We start from the raw sequence: 22,417 nt of genomic DNA on the forward strand, positions 1-22,417 counted from the left end.
AAAGTTAAGTAATGAAATACCACAATTCAATCTTCTAAAGGAGATTAAAAAAATAACAATACAATAAGTTCATTGACGTATTGAAAAAGAAAAGCCTCAGCTAGCAAGAATGAGATACTCTTGCTAGCTGGCGGAATTTAAATGTTGAATAAAGAAAAAGTAAAGGTTGTAATTTTTAAAATATCATTAAAATTAAATATGAAAATTCAAAAAATAAAAACATTACTACTGTGTTTTGTGATTGTTACAATATATAGTTGTAAAGATAATTTGCAGACAAAAAAAGAAGAAATTACGATTGATCAACAACAGGAAAGTATTGATTTTGATAAAATTTTAAAATGCACTAGTTACACTTACGATGAAGACTACTTTTTTACTCCTGATAATGGATGCTTGTATAATCCTAAAGGAGAAAATATTTTTGGTAATGTTTCTATATATTTAATTTCAAAAGAAGGTTTACAAATTGGAGATGAAGAAATAGATGTTCAAACAGAAAAAATCAATAATTTAAATATTGAAGATTTAAAAGAAGATTTTGATATTTTCATTTATTTAATTCCTAAAGAATTTTTAAACTACAATCCGAACGGTGATCCTATTTATTATCAAAAAGAAAATTACAAAGAAAAATTATATACGTTCGATAATAAAACTAAAAATTGGTTATTATTAGATTCTCTTAAAATTGACAATAATTCTGAAAGTAGATTTGAACAAAATTGGAGAGATAATTTCATTAATAGTAAATCAAATAAAGTTAAAAAAAATGTTGATCTAAGTAAAGTTGATGATATTTCAACTTTCGTAAAATCTATTGAAGCAAAAAACTTTTCTTTAGCCAAACAACAAACAAGTGACTTAAATGTGGATGGAAATAAAGATGAAATTTTAATTTTTGAAAACAATGCTGATTTTAATTCTGATGATGATAAAACAAAAATAGCCCCAATTGTTGTTTTCATAAATGATGGTAATAACTCCTATTTTAAATATGAAAACAGTAGTATCTATCCGAATGATTTTAATGACTTTTTTCGAAAATTAGTAGTAAAAGACAATTATTTTACAATTGAATTGGCAAATGAATCTCCTGATGAGTTTACTTCATCTAAGTATATAACCTTTAAATATGATAAGAATAATAAAAATATTGTCCTTCATAAATATTCAGAAGTAATCAATTGGAACAATGATAAACCAACTAATTTGAATTATTCTGAGAAAGATTTTGGTACGGTACTGTTTCAAAATTTTAATTCTGATATTATTAAAAAATTATCAAAGAAGTAATAATAATTTATGCTTTTTATAGGGCAATATTTAGTATTAAACTAAGCAAAAGAAAATACAACAATACAATAAGTTCATTGACGTATTGAAAAAGAAAAGCCTCAGCTAGCAAGAATGAGATAATTCTTGCTAGCTGGCGGAATACCCAATGACATGACAAATTATTGAAACATATATAATATAAAAATGAAGAGAATAATATTTAATTTTTCGCTGATTTTATTGATTATTTCTTGTAATAAAAAAGAGGAGAAACAAAGAGAAAATTTAAAAATTGCAGACAATTTGAAAGTTGCACCTTATAATATAACAGATCTTGGTGATGGCTTAGAATATAACTATGATACTTTATCTGTTAATTACATAAAAAAAGTAAAAACGAGCTTATTAAATAGGCAATTTAAATTTCCTGATGAGCAAAAATTTAAAGATAAAGTTCTTGAAGTTTTTAATGTAGATATATATGAATACAAAAATAAGAATGTTGTTTTAAGACCTGCAATGTTTACTGAAATTGCAATTAAGGAGAATAAATTTATTTTGATTGAAGATCCGGAAACTGATGATAATAAGGAAGCTATAAATGATGATTTAGAATTCTATTATAATTCTTATGTTTTTTATGGAGATAAAAACGCTTTAAATTGGTTAAAACTAAATAATAAAGAAGAGTTAAAAGACTTAGTAATTGAGTATGGCTACGTTTCAGATTTCGAGTTATTAAAATTTGTTTTGGAAAAATTTGATTTTGATAATGAGTCTTCTTTCGAAAAGTTAATTTTTGATCAAAATGAAAAACTTGAAATTAGGGAAGATATTTTGGAGGGTATTTTATTAGTGAATTACGGAGGTAAATCAAAAGACTTATCTTATGCAAAAGAAGGGAATGGGTTTTCAGAAATTGGTCACATTGTGGGTAATATAAGAAACAATCCAAATTTGTATTCTAATCCTAATAAGACAATTGCGATTTTACTTAATAAAGATTTAGAAGTTGGTGTTGTAGGTAATACCGAAGCTATCCTTATTAAAAATCCAGATTATAAATCATATTTAAAAAAGAATAAATATTTTAATTTCCAACGATTAAGAGATTATGTAGAATTGCTTTATGGTCAAAATCCAAATTCTGAAAATGAAAGTATATATAAAATCAATGATCCTAATGGATATACCAATTTAAGAAAAGATAAAAGTAGTACATCTGACATAGTTGAAAAAGTTAAATCAGGAGATAGAATTGAAGTATTGGATAATTCCGGTAATTGGTGGTACGTGCAAACCAAATCTGGAAACAAGGGATATGTTTATAAAACTAAAATAGCAAACTAATATTTAACAAAAAAAATAGCTCAAAAACAAAAAATTGCAGCCTGAATATTCTAACAAAAAAATGGCTCAGTGCGCGCCATTGTTACTATTTAACCCGAAAAAAGCTATTAATAAAACTGAATAAGCACAACCTGTAACAACAAATTAAGTAAAGAATGAAATCAATAATTATAGCTGCTTTTTTATTATTATCCAGTTTGGTTCAAAGCCAGTTTAAAAATTATCAATGCAATAAACATTTATTGTATTTAGTAGGAGATGATAAGGAAATACACTCAATATTTTTTAATGATAAAATAGACGCTCCCGTTTTTAACATGCAATATTTTAAAGAGTCAGATTTCTCAGAATGTGATGACGTAGATTTTTATTATTTGGTAAAGAATAAAAAACATGATTTACATGGCAGGATTTTTAACCAAAAGTATGTTATGGCAACAGGGTCTACCACATTTTCAAGAGGAATTCAAATTAAGGGCTTATTAAAGACAAAAGATTTATACACTATAAGAGAATATACTTGCCAGGAGTATAAAGCGGAAATAGACAAATTAGGAAGTCATATTGTTATCTATACAACAAATCTTGGCGATGGTGTAGATTATAATAAACTGATGAAAGAAATTGAGAAACTGATGGAAGTTGAAATTCCTAAGCTTGCAAAAGGTGAAATTATTGTGCAATTGTTTATGCAGTTTCCTGATGGCAGGCTTTGGAAAATGCTTGACTATCTAAGAAGTGAAACGGTAAATCAAGAAATTGTAATAGACGAAAAAAATATTGAGCAAATAGTAAGTTTAAGTGATGAGATAGCTCCTTCAAAAAATATTCCGTCACCAGTTTATTGTTCTGTTATTGGGCATAGCGAAGGTACTGATGAAACTGTGAAGGAAAAATTAAATGAGTTTTTAGGAAATATGTGTACCTATTTTGAGCAATTTGGAAATCTTGATAATAAAGATTTTTGCATTTATTTCGATAAGGAAATAAAAAGAAAAGCAAAATTTTATAAAAAGTTTGAGATTTTCAATACTAAACAGGCAGCAGAATTTGAAAAAGAATTGCTTGGCTACTCAAAAGTTAATATGACTAAGAATTTAGTCAATTGAGTAATGATAAAATATTTAGTAAAAAAATAATATAAAACCATGATAGAAAAATTACATCATTTTCCCGTGAACTGGATTGACGGGATGAAGATCAACAAAAGTCACTTTTTATCGATGCAGGACAACGTTTCTGAATTGGTAAATGATGCAATAGGTATTCATACCACGCCCATGAGTTATGGATTATTAGATTCGGGAAATCAGAATAAAGATGCTACTAAAATTACATTGAGTATCGATAACCATAAATTGCTTCGCGTTCGTGTAGAAGAATGTCACGCTATTACGCCAAACGGATCACGAATAGAAATTAGTAAAAGCAATACAGATACGCTCGATCTTCAGGTTCCTTATCCCGAAGATACTTACGAGATCAAAGAAGGAGAACAATTGGTTTTGCTGGCCTGTATATCGGTTAATTCTAAAAAAAGAATTCCGTTTGGTGAGCCGGATCCGGATGAAGTTCCACCAAGATATCCCTATACACAACCAGAATACAAACTTCATCTTATCAAAGCCGAAGAATTTCGTTCAGGAATAGGATACGGAGGGTTTTATCTGGCAATTGGTAAAGTCCTGATTGGAGATACAACTGTTCTGGATGAAGCCTATATTCCGTCATCGGTTACTGTTGCCTGTCATCCTAAATTGGTTGATATTCAGGCACAAATCGCACGTTCGTTTGGACAAATAGAAATTTATTCCGTACAAATTTCTCAAAAAATTAATAGAATTCAGCAAACGGGAATTTTGCCGCAAACAGTGATGCAATTGGCAGATAATACAAGTTCTTTTTTAGGAACATGCCTGACGCAGTTTCGCTGGTTTTCGTTACACCAGCACCCGGCAGCGATGTTAAGTACAGTAGTGTCTTTTGCAAGAGTGATGAAAAACTTTATCGATTCAAAATCGGGAGGAGGAAAAGAAGAACTGTTAAATTATTTTGCCGAATGGTGTGATATTTCACAAGGAAATCTGGAAATCATGTTTACCTCGCTTATAAACTCCGGTTACGATCATGTGCACATCGATAAAACTGCTACGCTGGTCATAGACACCTTAACCAAAATTGAAAAGTTGTTTGAAACACTAAACAAACTGGATTATATAGGCAAGAAAAAAGAAAATATCGAATTGTTTGTTGCCGAAACAGAGAAAAAAGATATTGTTCACAGCCCAAAAAGACACGGTTTCTTTATAAAAGATTAAGAATATAATAGTAATATAAATTATGGAAGTATTAAACAAACAAGAACGTCAGAAAGCATTTATCGCTTTTTTAATTGCCTTTATCCTTACTTTTTCGGTTATGTTAATTGCAGTATCGTTCAACTTTTATATGCCAATAGCAGAAAATAAAATGCTAAAAGCAGAAAATGAAATGATGAAGAGAGAATACGATTATCAAACCAATTTTTCGGTTAAAATAGATAGCGTAAGAATGACAATTGATTCTATTAATTCACCAAAAGTAGACAACGATTTTCAGCAGCGTTTGGCCAATGTTATGATTGCCAACATGTACCAGAAAGTACCAAAAGATACTACGGAGAATAAAAAACTCTACAACAATGTCATCCTGGCATACAAGAATATTATTGATTACAAAAAACAAATCAGAAGTCTTACGCATAATTCACATTTGATAGACAGTTTAAACCAATCGGCTAAAACCTATAAAGAAGAATTGGAGAAAGTAAGCAGAGATTTAGATGTTTGCCGTCAGATTTATCAGAATCAATAATTAGAAATAAGTATAAAGAACTAGTCAAATAATAATTAAAAAATCAAAAGTATGTTATCAAATTATGGAATAGGAGGTAATGAAGTAAAATTAGATGCAGATGAAGCTATCGTTGCAATTCCTCAAAACAGAACACTTGTTGCTCAAAAATTAACTGTTGATGCGCCTGTAAAACCAGAATTAGTAGAAGGAATTACAAGTGTTGAAAAAGCATTTGAACATTTTAAACCGCAGGTAAAAGTAAATTTTGAAACAGTTGACGGCGCTACTAAAGTAGAAGCATTGGATTTTAAAAATTTAGGGGATTTTGGTATCAAAGGAATTACTTCTCAAAGTAGTTTTTTATCTGATCTTGAAACTGAAAAAGATCAATATCAAAAAATTATTCGTCAGTTAAAATCAAATAAAATTTTGAAAGCTGCACTGGAAGACGGAGAAGCAAAACAAGCTTTGTTAGAAAGTTTAACTACGCTAATCAGCGAATTAAAAGAGAACAAATAAGAATTTTAAAAATATAAAGTATGTCAAATAAAGAAGCATATAAAGGTAATGACGTTGATACTGCAGTATTAGAACGTAAAGTAACCGGAGGTTCTATTGAAAAAAATGTTGAAAAACTGGCTAAATACGGCGGGTTTGATTTGTTGGAAATGTCAATTGAAGGAATTCAAAACCTGAATCCGGATAGAAAAGCAAGAAGAAAAATTTTCCTTGGAGAAGTAAACAAAGCCAAAGAAAGAGAAACACTTAAGAAAACATTAGAGCTTTGGCATTCTGTTTTAAGCAGCAATGAAGCTTTGACTGATATGGTAGCTCAAAGTGAGGACAAAAGCAAAGAGTCTGAAGCATTGTTGAAAAAGAATCTTGTAAAAGCAGTTGAAGATACAAGAGAAATCGAAGCGGCTTACAGAACAATTGCTTTGTTTTTCAAAAATACAGAAACAGATAAAGTAAAAAATGTTACGATCGTAAATGCTGATTTAGAGCAATTAAAAGATCTTGACAACACGCGTTTTATTGATGCAATTCACTCAGAATTAGTAGACAATTACGATCGTTTAGACCTAAAAAACAACTATGGTATTTTGGTAATTCCTGGTTATTTGGGTTCAAATAAAGTAATCGAAAAATGGGCAAAAATTGCACACGAAAATAAAGTAATGTTAGTTACAGATTTCGAACACCTTGATGAACCGGATGATGTAATGGAAATGTTTGATGCAGCTGCCTTAACAGGTGGAGATGTATACCGCTCAAACGTAATCATGACATGTAACTGGTTAGTAGGTCGTGGTAGATTTGACCAAATTGGTGAAAACGAAGATTTACACATTGCTCCATCGGCAGCACTTGCAGGAAAAATATACAAAACATTAATGTCTCAGGTTACTGCCGGTAAAAAATTCGGTGGAATCAATGAAGTTGATGGTGTAAAATTTGACCTTAAGAAAAGTGAAATTGCAAATCTTGAAAACTTAGGATTAGTTCCTATGGTAAACGAGTACGGAAAAGTAATGGCTTTCTCTGCAAAAACATTATTTAGCGGAGACAATTTAGGATTACAAACGTATTCTGTAGTTCGTGTTTTTGATTATGTGACCAAAGTATTAATGGATTTCCTTAATCGTCGTGCTTTCGAAAACTTTACTGCAAAAACACGTAAAGAGATTATGAATCAGATTGTTGCTTTCCTTGACGGAATCACTGGTCCGGATAAATTAATCGAAAACTTCGAAATCCGCAGATTCGAGCAGGATCCAATTCAAAAAGACAGAATTTACATGGATATTCACATGAAGCCATATTTCCCGGCAAAAAACTTCCTTATCAAAATGGATGGTCAGAAAGGGAATGACGGAACAGAATGGGATACAGATTACGAACAAAAATAAGAGTTGTATTATAAAATCTAAAAAGGAAACACATCAAGAATGTGTTTCCTTTTTAAATCAAAAAAACATTGATCTTTTGAATGATCAAACCAAATAATTCAAATTCATGAACGTACTTAAAATTTTACTTTTTATTGCATTATTTTCTGTTTCAAATACAATTAAGGCACAAAAAGTAAACCAGATTGATACTATAAGTTGCCCTATTAAGCAAAATGAATTATTGCTTTCGGGTAAACTTTTTGCAAGTGCAACGCCAATTTTGTTACGTGTTTTTAATGAAGATAATGAATATGCTGTATTTCAACTCGGAAAAAGAAAAAGCAGCATATACTTATATTTTAGAATTTTCACAGATAATGTATGTGTAAAACAGGAACAGCCTTTAGAGCTTTATTTTAAAAATGGAGAAAAGTATATTTTAAAAAATGCATTTAAAGTTAACTGTGAGGGAATAGCGGCATTAGAGCTTACCAGGCGAGATATTAAAAAACTTATGGGAAATACAATTAATACCATAAAATTTTATACACTAAAAAGAGACTATGAATTTAGTCCGAGTGAAATTGATAATCAAAATATAAGATTATATCTGTATTGTTTGAAATTATATAAGATTAAGAAAAGATAATATGAGTTTGTAATTTCAAAAAATAGAATAAAGTTTAATTTCAAAAAATAGTTTAAAAATGCCAATTCCACAATTGAATCTTTCTTTGGGACTTACTGATAATGACGGTTCTGTTTTTTACGCAGGAAGCGGTGAAGGTAAAGTTATTGTCCGAACAGATTCAGCTTTGCATCAGCATACCATTAGCATTATAATTTCTGAACAGCAAGTAGGAACAGTGAACTTAAAAACACATTTTGAAGGTGCAGAAGTTCCCGCTGAAATTGAGATTCCAACGTATCAAATGATTGTCACAGATGATAAAACCAATGAAAAAGAAGAGTATAAAGTAACACGCGATACTTATTTTTTTAAACAGCAAACTAAGAAAAAAGGTCTATGGAGTTTTTTGGGCTTAAAGTTTCTGGCACCTAAAAATTTTCTTTTTGAGAATATTCCTTTTGAACCTTTAAAAGAAGAAGTTGAAACGTTTGATATTTCTAAACATAGAAAACTGAGTCACGAAGAACTAACTTATTCTTTTCAAAAAGAAGAACAAAATATCCAAATTTTTGCAGGAGACATCAATACGCTTAAAGTTGAAAAAGGAACAAGTTATTTTGTAATTGTAGATGAAAAAAAGGGGCATAGGTTTATAGGTGATATTTTATATCGCGAAAAATTCTTGAAGCTGACTCCAAAAGTAAAATTGCATATTATAAAAAGAAAGCAGGTTTCTAAAGCAATGGAAACAAACAAACAAGGGCGTGCAGATAGGTTGATTTATATTTAATACTAAAATAGATGAAAGGAGCTTTTTATAAACTGCCTATAGATTTTAACAGCGTAATACAAAAAAAAGAGTTAGAGAAAACTTCTATTGAGCATTCGATAGCGCAGCAAATTATACTATTGGCGACCACCACATTTGGTGAATGCAAGTTTGATGAAACCTTTGGTTCTAAAATCTGGGAAATTGATTTTGATTTACTGATGAATGAAAATACGCTCAAAGAAATTATTTCAAAAACCATGAAACAATCTTTGCTTTTTCATGAAAAAAGGATAAAAGTAAATGAATTAAAAGTCGAATTATCAGAAACAATATATTTTGTTGATAGCGTAAGCAGGTCAAAAAAGAAGGTTGATATTATTATTGAAGCAACAATAAAAAGTACTAACCGTGCTTTTGATTTCAGAGGATACTTTTTTGTTGGTCCATTATCATATAAATAGCTGATTTTGCAATTTTTAACTGTTTAAAAGTTGTTTTTTTTGATATGTAAAACGCTGATAATCTGATTAATATATAATGTAAATAAAATTTTATTAAAAATATAATATTGATAAGATTTTATTTATATATTTACGGTATAAATAAATAAATTAATAACTAAAAATTTTTCATTATGTCGTTTTTAACATCATTAACAGTAGCAGGTAAAGATTACAAAGTATTAAATGTGAGTTATGATTTGGCTCAGGAAACAGATGCTTCTGGGCGTCCATCTACGGTAACACGTGGAGGAAGAATCATGATCGAGGTAGAGTCTACCGGTAGTACTGAATTGTTTGAGTGGATGACCAATAATTTCGAAAGAAAAGATGGTTCAGTAAAATTCATCAAACGTGACTCAAACGCTACTTTAAAAGAGCTAAAGTTTACAGAAGCTTACATGGTTAAGTACAAAGAAAACTTTGATCATAACAGTGAAAATCCTTTAACGGAAACTTTTATGATTTCTGCGCGTAAAATTTCGATGGGTGGAGGAGAATTTGATAATGCTTGGGTATAATCCTTTGGACTTTATCAAACTTTATTAAGCTTGAAACTATTAAGGAAGTCCATTCATTGGACTTCCTTTTTTATTTTATTTTTTAAAATCCATTATTTAAGCGAGCAGGAGTTAAGCTTACAATACACCATTTCTAACAACCTAATAAATCTACAAATGAGCTTTTTATCAAAATTACATATAGACGGTGAAGAATTTAATGTTCTTGAATTTAATATTAGTTTTAAACAAGAAATAGATACTACAAGTAAACCTACCGGGAATGCTAAAGGAGGTATCATAAAAATGATTATCGAGGCAAGTCAGAATAGTCATTTTTTATCATGGATGCTAAATGGGGACCTGACCAAAGACGGAAAAATTGTTTTTTACAGAAGAGATGCTTTAAGTAAAATGAAAGAACTTACTTTTTCAAAAGCATTTTGTGTGGGTTATGATGAGCAATTTACAAGTACTACCGAAGTTCCGATGAAAATAACAATGGAATTGGTGGCTAAAGAATTGACTTTTGGAGATGCAAAATTCTCTAATAACTGGATTGCTTTAGACTAAATTGTAAAAGCTAATTAAAAAACACGCATCATTATGGCACATTTTTCAGAACAAGTACATATAACTATAGGGAGTTTTACCCAAAACGTTGTTTATTATGATTTAAAGCTATCGCAAAAAATGGCCGATCATCATCATTTTTCATTTGTTTGGCAATACACAGGCAAAGCGGTAATTAATCCTGCAGATCAGGCAAAAGCTTTAAGAAGTTATTTAGGAGATGAAGTAATCTTTACTTTCAGAAGCCTTACAGGACTCAGATTAATGAGCAAAGGGATTATTACCGAGCTTTCATCTGTTGATATCAACGGCAGTGCAGTTGGTTTACATGTATCAGGAGTAAGCCATAGTATTGTTATTGATGACATGAAAAAATCAAGAACATTTAAGGAACGCAGTATGGATGATATCGTACTGGGAATTTTTGCAGAAGGACCAGGTGAGTTCTACCAGAGAGATTCTATAAAATCGACTTATCTTAAAGAGTTCCAAAATATTGTACAATACAATGAAACCAGTTTTGAATTTCTAAAAAGACTGGCAACACGTTACGGGCAATGGTTTTATTTTGACGGAATGCGTATGCAATACGGTCAGACAAAGAACAGTAAAACGACATTAGTCAATGGAGCCTCGCTTCATAATTTTAAGATACAAGCCAATATGGTTTCTCATAAAGTTTCTTTAATGGGTTACGATTATAATAGTGCTTCTAATATTCAAAATGCTGCAGCAAAAACTTCCACAGGAAGTAAAGATAGTTTTGCATCCAATGTTAATTATAATCAGGCAACTGTTACAAACGCTGAATTAAGTAATGGTGTGTATACTGTAAATGCCCAAAATAAGGATGATATTGACGAAATGGTTAAACTGCAAACAGCGGCTAACGATGCTAATAGTGTATACTATAGCGGGATATCTTATTTCCCAATAGGACTTGGACAAGTATTTACCATACAAAACCAAACGGTAAATCATGAGTTAGTTGCTATCGAAGTTATACATCATTCTCAGGTACACGGAAATTATTCTTGCGAATTTAAGGCTATACCTGCAGATGTTGCAGCGCCACATTATACCAATGTACATGTTTTTGCAAAAGCAGAAACTCAGCCAGCACAAGTAAAAGATAACAATGATCCCGATGGATTAGGACGTGTAAAAGTACAGTTTTATGCAGCAAGCGGTAATGCTGTAAGCGAATGGATTAGAATGGTACAGCCTCACTCTGGTGCGGGTAAAGGTTTTTATTTTATTCCTGAAATAGGAGAAGAGGTATTAGTAGGTTTTGAAGGCAACAATGTTCAGAATCCTTATGTTATTGGAGCACAATACAACGGACAAGACAAAAGCGGTTACGCTGATAGTCAGAATAATGTAAAAGCCATTCATACCAGAAGCGGTCATTTAATAAAGTTTACAGAAGATGAAAGCATTATAATCTCTGACAAAAATGGCAACGAGATATTGCTTGATACTGTTGGCGGAAATATAAATATTACGGCTACAAATACAATAACTATGAACGCGGCTAATATTGTCATGAATGCCTCTGAAAATATTACTAATACTGCAGGAGTTAATATTATGGAAAGTGCTGGGGCAGATAAAACTAGTATTGTTGGTATGATGCTTAATACAAGTGTTGGTGGAGATCATATGCTAAATGTTACCGGTAATTTCATGGAAAATATTGAAGGAAATTTAGAATCTCATACAGCAAAGGAAAGGCAAGAGACAGCGAGTAAAGAATACACTATGCAGAGTTCTGAAGAGCATGTTTCTGTAAAGTCATCTAAAGAAGTACAACAACATAGTGGTGAAAAAACTAAATCTGCATAATTATGTCAAGAGTACGTATAGTTGGCGGAACCATTACTAAAACTAGTAAAGGAGCTACAACCATAGAGGTTTTAGATGGTCATTTTAAATCAACAGCTGCCAAAGAAAATAGATGGGTTGGTGATGAAAAAGGGAACACTTATCATGAATATAAAGCTCCTGAGAAAAAAGAAGAAGAATGTGTAAAAGAAATTGAGCTTTTAACAGCATTAGACTTTGGATCTACAAATGATACAGCTAATGGATTAAATAATCCAGGAATGATTTTTGGTAAAACATATCATTTTAAAGTGAAAAGTTACAAAAAAGGTGCTCCGAAAAATAAGGGTGATATAAAGTGGGTTTTGAAATACCATAATTTATCTGAAAACAAGTGGGACGAGATTTTGTTATCATCTACAGGTGATAATTTAAAAATAAAGATGAATGAAGAAGAACTTTGTGGACGTTTTGTTTATGTACGCGCTTATATAAACGATAAAGAGAATGAAGGAGAATTTAAAGTTTGGCAGCATAATAGATTTAGATTACTCAACAGAAAGGATTTAAAGCAAGAAATAGAGGATAGAATTATTAATTCATCTTTAATAGATCAAGGAGGAAGCTCAATGTGCGGTATTGCTGTTGTCGGATTTAATTTCGCGCGAGAACAAGGGGATGCCTATAGGAAATTTGTGTTAGATATCCATAGAATGGGTAAAGCAAAGAATATTTTAACAGGCTATGAATTATTAATAGATCAAGATGAGCATTTGTTGAAGTATAAACCTACTGATGCGAAGTATCCATTAGATTCTAATGGTGTTAAAAAAATGACATTGGCAGATTTTATATTTCTAATTTGTATTAAGGATAATTTGAATGTAATGTTTGATTATGATCCTGATGGTCCTAATGCAGGAGGAACAATCGAAGGGGGTACAGGATTAACGTTACCAAATGAAGTTGCAAGTATTATGAAAAATATTGCAAATTATAAGGATGTTATTAATGACACAAACTTAGTTACATCAAGAACAAGAGGTGCTTCTATATGGGTGAAAAAATTGCAAGATAAACTTAATCAGGGTTATAGGATTGGTCTTTTAATAGATAGTGATAATTTCTCAAAGAATAAGAAGTCAACTTTTACAATTCCTACTCATTGGGTTGGACTAATAAATATAAATTCCAATGATAGTACACAATTAGTAAATGTTGAAGTTTACACTTGGGGAGGAACTAGGAAATGGACACTTTCATACGATGTATTTAAAGATGGTTACTTTGGATATATCGCTGGTAAATAAAATTTTAATTATGAATAAAATCAGTCTTTTTTTTAAAACATTTCTTATCAGAATATTCAAGATAGAAATTTTTATGTTTATTTTTTTTATCATTTTAACGATAGCATATCATTTTTATGAGGATAGTCATAAGTACTTTAATAATGCAGATTATCCTTTGAATTGTCAGGGTATTTCTGCTTTTGTAGTAACTCTTTTTTATGGATTCTTTTTTTTCTTAATTATTGCATTTCCATTTATACTATTGTTTCAACTTTTTTTTGGAATAAAATTTAAAATATTAAATAAATCAAAAGCTGCTATGCTAGTTCTTTTAACTATTTTATACTTTGCCTCGGTAATTTCTGTTTTTTCATTGTACTCAATAAAACAACATCAAAATTTTATAAGTAGAAAAGTAAATACGAAAAGCTGAAATAAAAAAATAAAAATTAAGATATTTTTAGCAATTTAATTTTAGAAAATAGTGATTAACATATTATTTAAAAGATGCCAATAACCAAGGCTATATAGAAAGAATAGAAAAAAAATCCCATTTACAAGTGTAAAATTTTTTCATGAAAATAAATCCAAAGGAGTTTGGTTGTTTTTTTTAATGATGATTTTTTATTGTAAAAATATTACTATATACGTATAGTAGGTAGTTGATTGTGAAAAAGATAAAATAAAAAAAATATCGATAATAATAGGTTTAATGCTTGTAGTTTTTAGTTGTAGACCGCAAGAAAAAAAACAACTAAAAGTTGAAAAAATAAAGCACTACCAAATTAAAAATATAGAATACAACATTTTAGTTAATAATGATTTTGAAACGTTTGACATAAAAAAAATCTATGAGAACAATGCAGATGGTCTAGGTAAAACGTATGAATTAACAAAAAACATAACTATAGAAGAAAACGCGGGAGATAAAGGCTCATGGTTTGTGAAAAACGAATTAGCGAATAATTCACTATACAGCACTTATAAAGAATTTTATCAGTCAGGGAAAATTAAATCAAAAGGACCGAAATTTAAAGAAGATTGTAAAATTGGTATTTGGTATGATTTTGACGAAATCGGAAAGTTAATTAAGGAACTTGATCTAGATAAACCATTCAAAATTACAATTGAAGACATAATTGAATATCTTAAAGATAATGAAGCTGACTTATATTCAAGTTTTACTTCTATAAATAGATCATATGAGGAGGAAACAAAAAAGGCAAAATGGAGTTTAATTTATAGAGGGATATATAAAGATAAGCCAGGAATGTTTATGATCGAAATAGATGATTCTAGGGCAGAAATAGTAAAGGTTGTCAAGATATTAGGGAAAGAAGGTGAAAAAGAATTTTTTTTGAAAAACAGAAAACTTTTTTGTGAAATTATTGTATGAAATAGATAGTATAATAATTTAGTAAAAAGTTGATTTTTAAATATTTTAAAATGAGGTTTAAAAATAAGCAATTCAAACTTTTGTTATTTGAAATGCATGATAAGGAATACATTAAAAATATATTTTTTATAAAATTTTATCTGGTAACTATATTTTCATTGTTAGTAATTGGATTTATAATAATGTTTTTAATGGGTCTATTTTTAGGATGTTTTACTTCAGATTTAGATAATAATCTTGACTGTATTAGTAATGACGAACTAATAAATAATTACTTAAGTATCTTTGGATTGTTTATAGTTTTTAATGTCTCCATGACAATAATACTATATTGTCTTGATAAATTTAAAAAAAGGATAGATTAATTCGATGAGTTTAAAAAAAATCATATTTTTAGGAATCATTATTAATATAATTTCTTTAATAGTCTTGTATTTAACCATGCATAAATATGAAAAAGAGATTTCAGCTAACTGCATGAATTGTTCTTATTTTCAAGATGTACTAATAAATGGTTTATCCATTTTGATTTTTCCAATAGTTTATATTTCTAGTCGATTTATTGCTAATAAAAATATTTCACTCGTAATAATATCATTATATGGAATATTTAATATTTTTTTAGCGCAAATTGGAATATTTAATTCAAGAGTTGCATCTTGGAGTAGTTTTACAAACATGGAGATGATTACTGGTGTTTTTTTAGAACAGTATTTAAGTTTAATTTTAATTTTTGGAGTATTTATTCTGATAATAAAATTTATCTTTTTAAAAATGAGATAGTTACTAAAGAAAACATCAAAATTTAAAACTAAGTTTCCCATTTCCAAAATAAAGCAAAAATGAGACAAGAAAGAATAAAAGACAGAGTATTAAAAAGAGCGGCTAGATCGTGGGGCTTTTCAGATGTTGAGATGGAAACCTCTTTTGATCCTGTTGTATCAATGATGTTAAATGCTTTATCTTATGAATTAGAAAAAGTAGCACATGAACTTGAAGATTCTAAAACAAGAGTAGTTGAAAGAGTTTTAGAAATCATGTTTCCGGAAGTTGCAGCCGGAGCCAAACCAGCAAGAGCAATCATGCATGCTTTGCCTTTAGAGAATAACATAAAAGTCTCTTTGCATAACCAAATGACGGTAAGCAGAAGGATTCATAATATTTATAATCCACTGGCGCCCATCACTAAAGAAATTGCACTTTCGCCTACATTAGAAGTAAAATTATCGTCATGTGAGGTGAAGTATGTAGCCTATGAAAGAAATCTATACGAAATTTCTAATCTCTTTTATAAAGATGCCGTTAGAGGTTACAAACATTCTTTGCCTTCGGGTGTAGTCTTTTTGGGTATTGAATTAAATGGCCAGAATGTATTGGAGCTGGAAGATTTAATGTTGTACATCGACATTAAAAACACCCACCAAAAAGAAATGTTTCATTATTACTTAAAACAAGTAAAATGCTTTCATGATGACGTGGAGATTAAAGTCGAAGAAGGGTACAATGTTCCAATAAACAATCTTGACATCGAAAATATAATCAACCGCAATTATACACATCTTAGTGAGGTAATGCAGGAAGTCAATGAGTTTTATTTTGATAATTTTTACACTTTAAAAGGAGTATTAAAGCACAAAGCAATAAAGGAATATAGTGCTGAGTATAAAAATTTTGAGGAAATAACAAATGATAAAGGAAAAGATGTTATCTGGATAAAATTAGTTTTTCCGGAATCATTGATTCCTCAAATTATTGACAATGTATCTTTTACGGCTAACTGTTTTCCTGTAATCAATAAGAAAAAACATATTATAAATAAAACAATTGGAAATTTCTTATCGTATGTAGCGCTGGAAACAGACAATAATATTTATTTAGATGTTGATTCTGTTATTGACGGATTCAATAATCGCTATGAAATAAAAGAGTTTAAAGATGGCGTTATAGAAGAAGGAAATGCAGTTTTAAGAACAGGAGGAGTTTCAAGATTTGATTCTAGAAGTGCTTCAGAATTGCTTCAGAACGTATTGGATTTATTAAAAGATGAAAGTTCTTCTTTTGCGGGTTTAGGTAAAGATTTTATGAGCAGTTCGCTGGTTGAAATTAATCAATTATTGGCATCAGTTGAACAGCAGGCAAAAGAAAGCAGTTTCTCTAAAAACAATGACCCTTATTTAATGATCAAGCCTAAAATTGATGAATCTATAGGTAAAACATTTGCAATAAATTATTGGTCTACCTGTGCAGAAGAAGGAAACGATATTAAAGCAGGAACAGTTTTAGAATCTAAAGATGATTTTTCATTTGTAAGCAAAGAAGCAATCTTAGTTACAAACACAGTTGGCGGAACAAATAAGCAAAATAATAAAGATCGTATTTTAGCCTATCGTAATGCTTTATTAACGCGTGGCCGAATTGTAACTTTTGCAGATATAAAAGCATTTAGTTTTAATCATTTTAAAAGCTGTATTACAGATGTCAAAATAGAAAAAGGAACAAGAAAAGAAATTTCTGTGAAAGCAGGATTTAGCCGTACAGTTGATATTCATTTAAAAGTAAACTCTGCTGAAAAAGATTATTTATCGGTTACAGAATGGGATTACTTGTGTGAAAGTTTTATGAAAAATCTTAAAAATAGATCGTCAAACGTATTTCCGTATCGCCTGTTTATTGAAAACTAGAAATGAAACAAAACCTGACTTACATAAGTCAGGTTTTTTATTTAAAAAGCTTTTCTCAATTGTTAAAAATCCTATAGTTATACTTTTATAATTTATAGTAGACTTCTTATTGAAGACCTCAAGGCTAAATTTGCTTTTTAGATGAAAATTCAATAATAAGGTTTATAAATGAAATAACTGGTATGAAGAGAATATTGATTTTTATAGTATTACTATTTTCCAGTTGTATCGACAATAATAAATTTAATGGTCATGTATACGACTATGATACAGAAAAACCTATTGAAAATGTTTCTATAGATATAAATGGTTATAAGACCCAAACAGACAGTACGGGATATTTTTGTATTGAAGTAAAATCAAATTCGGCGTATAAAGTGATCTTAAAAAAAGAAGATTATGTTACAAAAAAGATAAATCGTAAACCTGATTATCTGGGTAAATATTCACAAAAGAGTTTGAAATATAATAGACTGTATTTATATGCCAAAGAAAGTGATTTTGCAACTAATTAAACGTTTGTTACTTGAATAACGAATTCAGACTAATCTCTTTTTTCTCTCTCAATTTACTTACAATCTTCAAAAAGGCGATTGCCGTAATATAAGCATCGCCCAAAGCAGTATGTCGGTCTTTCTTAGAAATGTCAAATTTATCAGCAAGATCGTCTAAAGTATAATGATCCTTTCGTTCAAACAAATGCGATTTGATTAAGGTCTTTTTGTATAGAATAGCAGTGTCTAAACATTTGTTGGTCAATTCTGGTAAACCATTTCGCTCCAAAGCTTTATTTATCATTGTGACATCAAAAGTAGTGTGATGTGCAATAATTATTGAATCTCCCAGAAAGGCTAAGAATTGCTGTAAAGCTTCTAACTCAGAAGGTCGCTGAATTACAAAAGCTTTCAAAATACCATGAATCTGAGCTGTTGCTTTATCGTAATGATCCTGTTCAATATATACCTCAAAACTATCCTGAATAGATATGATATTGTTTTGCAAAATGAGCGCGCCAATACATAATATCCGGTCATTATCATAATTAAAACCGGTAGTTTCAGTATCTAAAACTACAAATCTTGTTTCCTCAATGCAGATATTTTCATCAAATAGATTTTCTTCTTTTTTCCAAAAATTAAATAAAGCCATATTTATACGACGTTTGAAACATTAAATCTTACGCTAATTAATTCCTGAAGTTCTTTTATGGTTTTGAAAGTCCTTTTTAGCTTAATCTTTTCCATTTTAGACAAAGATTCCAATGCAATAAATTGCCCTGAATCGTTGTGTAAAAGCCCTTGTTTAGTTCTAAATTTTAATAAAGCTTTAAACGAATAGGAGCATGATAAATACAACTCGCTGTTATTGGGTTCTAACTCGGCTAATTTTTCAAAACGTTCAGCAGTATTACTGATTCCTTTTACAGAATGCGATAAAATCAAAACACGTGCAGCATCTGTAAGCGGCATTAAAGCTCTTCTTTTTATATCAAAATTGTCTTTGTTTGCTCCATCTTGCTCTACCAGAAATTGTCTGAAAAACCCAGTAGGAGAAGGGCTTTGCAAAGCACCACTCACCAAATGAACATAAAAAATTGGGTTTGCTTTTATATTTTCGAAAATAAAATCAGAAAGGTCATTCGTGACTTCGGCGTCACCATAAGTTAGGCTATAGTCGAAAAAAATGAAAGACAATAAAACTTCATTTTTTCCCGGATTCGTGATCCAGTGATGGACTTTGTCTTTCCATTCATCAAGACTCATACACCATTTAGGGTTTGAAGCCATCATTTCGGCAGGACAATAATCATAGCCAATATCAAATAAACCTTTATTTACTAATGAAGCAAATTTTAAAAAATAGACTTTTGTTTCCTCTCTAAAAACTTCAGAAACATTTTCATAAACAATCGCATTATCCTGATCTGTGTGCAGCATTTGCTCACTTCGGCCTTGACTACCCAATGCTAACCAGGCAAATTTCACAGGTGGCGGACTGCTCATTTTTTCAATACACATTTCAATAACACGGGTTGTACAAGCTTCATTCAACTCAGTTATGATTTTAGAAATCAATGTCATCGGAATGTTTTGATCTAAATATCCCTGAAGCAATTGCATTATTCTGGCACGAATAGGTTTAATTTCTTTTGGTTTTTTAGCTCTTTTTAAGGCTTTTATTAAAACGGCAGGATTATTTCCTAGAGCCACCATAACATCGTGTTTAGATAAAATCCCAACAGCTTTGGTATTAGTAGTTCCGTCTTTAGTAAGACACAAATGACTAATATTACTCTTCATCATTGCCATTTGCGCTTCAGTAACCGTCATTTTCTTAGGATAGGTAATAACAGGTTTCGTCATTATGGTTTCCGCCGTAGTCATGATCGAAAAATCGCCTGTTACAATTTTATTGCGTAAATCTTTGTCCGTAATAATACCAATTGGCAGCATTTCGTCAACAATTAAAATGGCGCCAACCTTTTTCTTATTCATGATTTTTGCAATATCTCTGGCTGTTGTAGACGGACTGCAAGTGACAATTTTTTTGGAATATTTTATAGGCTGTAAATCAAACGAATCTTTATTAGAATGCAATTGATCATGAACAATATCGTCTCCGTATAACTTATCTTTATGAATATCAGAATATGGATTTCGGGTATTCGAAGCATAACTTTCGATCAGGAAATTACCAACGGTTCTGTTTTCCAGAGCATAAGGTCTAAAAACCGCAATTGGAATCGCATATAAAATGGTTTCTTCATAAGCGACAGCTTCCATAATATAGTTTTCCTGTGCCAAAAGTGGACGTAATCCAAAAATATCACCTTCATCGCACATGTCAAGAACATTATTTTTCTGATTTTTTTTGAGCGCCACAGCACCTTTATGAACCACATAAAAAGAATCATGTGTCTTATCATTTTCGGCAAATATCACGGCATCTTTATCTTTGTAAACAATCGAAATTTGTTCAGACAGTTTTTCCAAGTCTTTTTGATGTAAAAAACTAAAAGGAGGAAAGTCCTTTAAAAAGTCAGCGACTCTATGCGAAATGGTATTTTTCATGCGTAAGATTTAGGTTCTAATGTAAGACATAAAACAGAAATGTAAAAGAAACACCATTAAGTTTTTTTATTTTAGCAAAAAGGCACGAAGACACTAAGATTTTATTCTTCGCGTCTTCGTGCCTTTTTAGCAGAATTTATAGTTTATCTACTCGATTTTAAAAACCTTTCCGCGTTGTTTTTGATCAGAACCCACCATTCCAAATTCAAAAGTATACGAATCTTTAGAAGTCGTTAAAATCTTCATACTGATTGCTTTTTCTTCCGCCATATTTTTTGGGTGTTTCTTTTGCAAAATATATTCGCAATCGCTTACCCAGCGCACTGTCGAGGTATCTGTTTTACCTTCAAAAGTTTCGATTTCAATACCATCTTTACGTTCAAAAATGGTTGTTTTTTTAACACCATTTACATCAAACTCAAATTTGAATTTTCCGTTTTTAAAATCTTTGCAATTGTGTTCTGCATCATAACAAGATAATAATGTTAGTAACGGCAAAAGGAATATAATTTTTTTCATTTTTAAATTTAAGTTATTTTTTTGGAGCTATTTCTTGCTGTTCCTTCCAATCTTTTGTGCCGAACCCCGGCACAAAAGGATTTTCCCTCCCATCAGGGCTAGAAAGTTAACGGCTACTCAAGTACCAATTGTATTATATATATATTATAAGATCTAAATTTTCTGAATATAGAACTCTTTTAATTTTTTAGATTCTTTTACTTCTTCTCTGACTTCCTCTTTAGATTCGCTGTTTACTGCTTTCGGCCAAATATGAAAACCTCCTTTTGCCATAGCTTGCGCTTGTCGAAGAACGTTTGGCGAAATATTGGCAAAAAAACTCAAATCTTCAGGATTATCCCAAAGCCCCCAAATACCATTTTCGTCAATATCGCCACTATAATTAATGATATGTGTCGAATATTTTTTGACCATTTTAATTTTAAAATACTCTAAATTATAAGAACCATTCCATCGAAACGAGGCTACATCATCAATTCCTGAACCGGAAATAATAGAATTTGCAAAATTCAATTCGATAGACATTTTATGTTGGTGAGGCGAATTAGAATAACAATAAAATCCTTCCCATTCTCCACTAGGCAAGAAATGATGTGTTTCGTTTTTGTTGTCTTTCATATTTATAATTCCGAAATAAATATAACAATTGTTATTTCAACCTTTTCAATTCGTCATCGGTAAAGTTCTTGATTTCTTTTTCCTTGGCAAACTTTTCAGCATTATAATTTCCTGATTTATTCCTCGGAATCGACAAACTATTCCAACTGCTATTCTTTAGTTGTTTGGCATAAAAAACAATCTGACCAATATGATATGGATAATGCGCCAATTGTCTGTTTATGGCTTCAATAACCGTATGACCTTCGTTACGAATATAAATAATATCAGAAAGTTGATCCGCTTTTAAATTATTCAAAGCATCCAGAAAACAATCCCAGCCTTTATTCCAGGCTTCTAAAACTTCCTCTTTAGATTGTAGATCATTTTCAAATTCGGCATCACGATTACGCCATTCTTTTTCACCATCCGAAGTTAAAAAATCAGTCCAGCGCGAAAGCATATTACCAGAGACATGTTTGATTATAGCAGCAATACTATTAGTATCTTCATTTACAGAAACAAAAAGCTGATCTGGTTCTAATTGATCCATTGCTTTTTCCCCCAGCATTTTATAGTATAAAAATTGTTTTTTAACGCTTTCTAAATAAGATTCAGTTGCTTCCATAATTATATTTTTTTGCCACGAATTTCACCAATTTACTGATTTAATACAAGACGATTAAAATTTTAATTCGGAAAAATT

Annotated in this window: 23 protein-coding genes; 18 read left to right on the forward strand and 5 right to left on the reverse strand. The window is 30.4% G+C overall.

Going from position 1 to position 22,417, the window contains the following annotated elements; genetic code table 11:
* Nucleotides 1-198: 198 nt before the first annotated feature.
* From LPB88_RS04855 to LPB88_RS04940, 18 genes are all read left to right on the forward strand, one after another.
* The gene (locus LPB88_RS04855) at nt 199-1,296 is read left to right on the forward strand and encodes a hypothetical protein (protein ID WP_230713022.1); all 1,098 of its coding nucleotides are present in this window, start codon (nt 199-201) and stop codon (nt 1,294-1,296) included.
* A 285-nt stretch (nt 1,297-1,581) separates the two neighbouring features.
* Complete coding sequence (locus tag LPB88_RS04860) at nt 1,582-2,628, forward strand: SH3 domain-containing protein (protein WP_230713023.1); 1,047 nt, start codon at nt 1,582-1,584, stop codon at nt 2,626-2,628.
* Nucleotides 2,629-2,783: 155 nt separating this feature from the next.
* Nucleotides 2,784-3,737: a hypothetical protein gene (locus LPB88_RS04865; RefSeq protein ID WP_230713025.1), complete on the forward strand. Its 954-nt coding sequence runs from the start codon at nt 2,784-2,786 to the stop codon at nt 3,735-3,737.
* A 39-nt stretch (nt 3,738-3,776) separates the two neighbouring features.
* On the forward strand, nt 3,777-4,946 hold the full coding sequence (locus tag LPB88_RS04870) for a hypothetical protein (RefSeq protein ID WP_230713027.1): 1,170 nt from the start codon (nt 3,777-3,779) through the stop codon (nt 4,944-4,946).
* Between the two features lie 22 nt (nt 4,947-4,968).
* Entirely contained in the window at nt 4,969-5,481 is a 513-nt protein-coding gene (gene tssO / locus LPB88_RS04875; protein ID WP_230713029.1) for a type VI secretion system TssO, read from the forward strand.
* Between the two features lie 51 nt (nt 5,482-5,532).
* On the forward strand, nt 5,533-5,982 hold the full coding sequence (locus tag LPB88_RS04880; RefSeq protein WP_230713031.1) for a hypothetical protein: 450 nt from the start codon (nt 5,533-5,535) through the stop codon (nt 5,980-5,982).
* Nucleotides 5,983-6,002: 20 nt separating this feature from the next.
* Nucleotides 6,003-7,373, forward strand: a complete 1,371-nt coding sequence (locus LPB88_RS04885; protein ID WP_230713033.1) for a DUF5458 family protein — start codon at nt 6,003-6,005, stop codon at nt 7,371-7,373.
* A gap of 106 nt (nt 7,374-7,479) precedes the next feature.
* Nucleotides 7,480-8,004 (forward strand): hypothetical protein, encoded by a 525-nt coding sequence (locus LPB88_RS04890; RefSeq protein ID WP_230713035.1) that lies wholly within the window; start codon nt 7,480-7,482, stop codon nt 8,002-8,004.
* 58 nt (nt 8,005-8,062) lie between these two features.
* Nucleotides 8,063-8,776 carry a hypothetical protein gene (locus LPB88_RS04895; protein WP_230713037.1) on the forward strand — a complete coding sequence of 238 codons (714 nt, stop codon included), beginning with the start codon at nt 8,063-8,065 and terminating at the stop codon, nt 8,774-8,776.
* A gap of 11 nt (nt 8,777-8,787) precedes the next feature.
* A complete protein-coding gene (locus LPB88_RS04900; protein WP_230713046.1) occupies nt 8,788-9,219 on the forward strand; it encodes a GPW/gp25 family protein in 432 nt (143 codons plus the stop codon).
* Nucleotides 9,220-9,392: 173 nt separating this feature from the next.
* Nucleotides 9,393-9,779: a type VI secretion system tube protein TssD gene (gene tssD / locus LPB88_RS04905; protein ID WP_012025247.1), complete on the forward strand. Its 387-nt coding sequence runs from the start codon at nt 9,393-9,395 to the stop codon at nt 9,777-9,779.
* A gap of 156 nt (nt 9,780-9,935) precedes the next feature.
* On the forward strand, nt 9,936-10,331 hold the full coding sequence (gene tssD / locus LPB88_RS04910; RefSeq protein ID WP_115847644.1) for a type VI secretion system tube protein TssD: 396 nt from the start codon (nt 9,936-9,938) through the stop codon (nt 10,329-10,331).
* A gap of 33 nt (nt 10,332-10,364) precedes the next feature.
* Nucleotides 10,365-12,176, forward strand: a complete 1,812-nt coding sequence (locus LPB88_RS04915; RefSeq protein ID WP_230713048.1) for a type VI secretion system Vgr family protein — start codon at nt 10,365-10,367, stop codon at nt 12,174-12,176.
* 2 nt (nt 12,177-12,178) lie between these two features.
* Nucleotides 12,179-13,465 (forward strand): hypothetical protein, encoded by a 1,287-nt coding sequence (locus LPB88_RS04920; protein WP_230713050.1) that lies wholly within the window; start codon nt 12,179-12,181, stop codon nt 13,463-13,465.
* 694 nt (nt 13,466-14,159) lie between these two features.
* Nucleotides 14,160-14,843, forward strand: a complete 684-nt coding sequence (locus tag LPB88_RS04925) for a hypothetical protein (protein WP_230713052.1) — start codon at nt 14,160-14,162, stop codon at nt 14,841-14,843.
* Nucleotides 14,844-15,212: 369 nt separating this feature from the next.
* Nucleotides 15,213-15,626, forward strand: coding sequence for a hypothetical protein (locus LPB88_RS04930; RefSeq protein ID WP_230713053.1), 414 nt, complete (start codon nt 15,213-15,215; stop codon nt 15,624-15,626).
* A gap of 59 nt (nt 15,627-15,685) precedes the next feature.
* Nucleotides 15,686-17,524, forward strand: coding sequence for a type VI secretion system baseplate subunit TssF (locus LPB88_RS04935; protein WP_230713061.1), 1,839 nt, complete (start codon nt 15,686-15,688; stop codon nt 17,522-17,524).
* A 182-nt stretch (nt 17,525-17,706) separates the two neighbouring features.
* Nucleotides 17,707-18,039 carry a carboxypeptidase-like regulatory domain-containing protein gene (locus tag LPB88_RS04940; RefSeq protein ID WP_230713062.1) on the forward strand — a complete coding sequence of 111 codons (333 nt, stop codon included), beginning with the start codon at nt 17,707-17,709 and terminating at the stop codon, nt 18,037-18,039.
* 7 nt (nt 18,040-18,046) lie between these two features.
* Here the strand turns inward: LPB88_RS04940 and LPB88_RS04945 are convergent, their stop codons facing one another.
* From LPB88_RS04945 to LPB88_RS04965, 5 genes are all read right to left on the reverse strand, one after another.
* Entirely contained in the window at nt 18,047-18,673 is a 627-nt protein-coding gene (locus LPB88_RS04945) for a PolC-type DNA polymerase III (protein ID WP_230713064.1), read from the reverse strand.
* 2 nt (nt 18,674-18,675) lie between these two features.
* Nucleotides 18,676-20,595 (reverse strand): DUF294 nucleotidyltransferase-like domain-containing protein, encoded by a 1,920-nt coding sequence (locus LPB88_RS04950; protein WP_230713066.1) that lies wholly within the window; start codon nt 20,593-20,595, stop codon nt 18,676-18,678.
* Nucleotides 20,596-20,742: 147 nt separating this feature from the next.
* Complete coding sequence (locus LPB88_RS04955; RefSeq protein WP_230713069.1) at nt 20,743-21,114, reverse strand: DNA topoisomerase IV; 372 nt, start codon at nt 21,112-21,114, stop codon at nt 20,743-20,745.
* 153 nt (nt 21,115-21,267) lie between these two features.
* Complete coding sequence (locus LPB88_RS04960) at nt 21,268-21,732, reverse strand: hypothetical protein (RefSeq protein WP_230713071.1); 465 nt, start codon at nt 21,730-21,732, stop codon at nt 21,268-21,270.
* 31 nt (nt 21,733-21,763) lie between these two features.
* Nucleotides 21,764-22,339, reverse strand: a complete 576-nt coding sequence (locus LPB88_RS04965; RefSeq protein ID WP_230713073.1) for a DUF1572 family protein — start codon at nt 22,337-22,339, stop codon at nt 21,764-21,766.
* Nucleotides 22,340-22,417: the final 78 nt, after the last annotated feature.

Origin of the sequence: Flavobacterium sp. JAS (assembly GCF_020991455.1) — a bacterium.
Taxonomy (GTDB): domain Bacteria; phylum Bacteroidota; class Bacteroidia; order Flavobacteriales; family Flavobacteriaceae; genus Flavobacterium.

What these genes read in the sequence shown, in the direction of transcription:
- LPB88_RS04950 (WP_230713066.1), bottom strand. Translation starts at nt 20,595, where the DNA reads ATGAAAAATACCATTTCGCATAGAGTCGCTGACTTTTTAAAGGACTTT.
- tssD (WP_115847644.1), top strand. Translation starts at nt 9,936, where the DNA reads ATGAGCTTTTTATCAAAATTACATATAGACGGTGAAGAATTTAATGTT.
- LPB88_RS04960 (WP_230713071.1), bottom strand. Translation starts at nt 21,732, where the DNA reads ATGAAAGACAACAAAAACGAAACACATCATTTCTTGCCTAGTGGAGAA.
- LPB88_RS04965 (WP_230713073.1), bottom strand. Translation starts at nt 22,339, where the DNA reads ATGGAAGCAACTGAATCTTATTTAGAAAGCGTTAAAAAACAATTTTTA.
- tssO (WP_230713029.1), top strand. Translation starts at nt 4,969, where the DNA reads ATGGAAGTATTAAACAAACAAGAACGTCAGAAAGCATTTATCGCTTTT.
- LPB88_RS04855 (WP_230713022.1), top strand. Translation starts at nt 199, where the DNA reads ATGAAAATTCAAAAAATAAAAACATTACTACTGTGTTTTGTGATTGTT.
- LPB88_RS04955 (WP_230713069.1), bottom strand. Translation starts at nt 21,114, where the DNA reads ATGAAAAAAATTATATTCCTTTTGCCGTTACTAACATTATTATCTTGT.
- tssD (WP_012025247.1), top strand. Translation starts at nt 9,393, where the DNA reads ATGTCGTTTTTAACATCATTAACAGTAGCAGGTAAAGATTACAAAGTA.
- LPB88_RS04930 (WP_230713053.1), top strand. Translation starts at nt 15,213, where the DNA reads ATGAGTTTAAAAAAAATCATATTTTTAGGAATCATTATTAATATAATT.
- LPB88_RS04885 (WP_230713033.1), top strand. Translation starts at nt 6,003, where the DNA reads ATGTCAAATAAAGAAGCATATAAAGGTAATGACGTTGATACTGCAGTA.
- LPB88_RS04890 (WP_230713035.1), top strand. Translation starts at nt 7,480, where the DNA reads ATGAACGTACTTAAAATTTTACTTTTTATTGCATTATTTTCTGTTTCA.
- LPB88_RS04900 (WP_230713046.1), top strand. Translation starts at nt 8,788, where the DNA reads ATGAAAGGAGCTTTTTATAAACTGCCTATAGATTTTAACAGCGTAATA.
- LPB88_RS04865 (WP_230713025.1), top strand. Translation starts at nt 2,784, where the DNA reads ATGAAATCAATAATTATAGCTGCTTTTTTATTATTATCCAGTTTGGTT.
- LPB88_RS04945 (WP_230713064.1), bottom strand. Translation starts at nt 18,673, where the DNA reads ATGGCTTTATTTAATTTTTGGAAAAAAGAAGAAAATCTATTTGATGAA.
- LPB88_RS04935 (WP_230713061.1), top strand. Translation starts at nt 15,686, where the DNA reads ATGAGACAAGAAAGAATAAAAGACAGAGTATTAAAAAGAGCGGCTAGA.
- LPB88_RS04880 (WP_230713031.1), top strand. Translation starts at nt 5,533, where the DNA reads ATGTTATCAAATTATGGAATAGGAGGTAATGAAGTAAAATTAGATGCA.
- LPB88_RS04895 (WP_230713037.1), top strand. Translation starts at nt 8,063, where the DNA reads ATGCCAATTCCACAATTGAATCTTTCTTTGGGACTTACTGATAATGAC.
- LPB88_RS04920 (WP_230713050.1), top strand. Translation starts at nt 12,179, where the DNA reads ATGTCAAGAGTACGTATAGTTGGCGGAACCATTACTAAAACTAGTAAA.
- LPB88_RS04870 (WP_230713027.1), top strand. Translation starts at nt 3,777, where the DNA reads ATGATAGAAAAATTACATCATTTTCCCGTGAACTGGATTGACGGGATG.
- LPB88_RS04940 (WP_230713062.1), top strand. Translation starts at nt 17,707, where the DNA reads ATGAAGAGAATATTGATTTTTATAGTATTACTATTTTCCAGTTGTATC.
- LPB88_RS04925 (WP_230713052.1), top strand. Translation starts at nt 14,160, where the DNA reads ATGCTTGTAGTTTTTAGTTGTAGACCGCAAGAAAAAAAACAACTAAAA.
- LPB88_RS04915 (WP_230713048.1), top strand. Translation starts at nt 10,365, where the DNA reads ATGGCACATTTTTCAGAACAAGTACATATAACTATAGGGAGTTTTACC.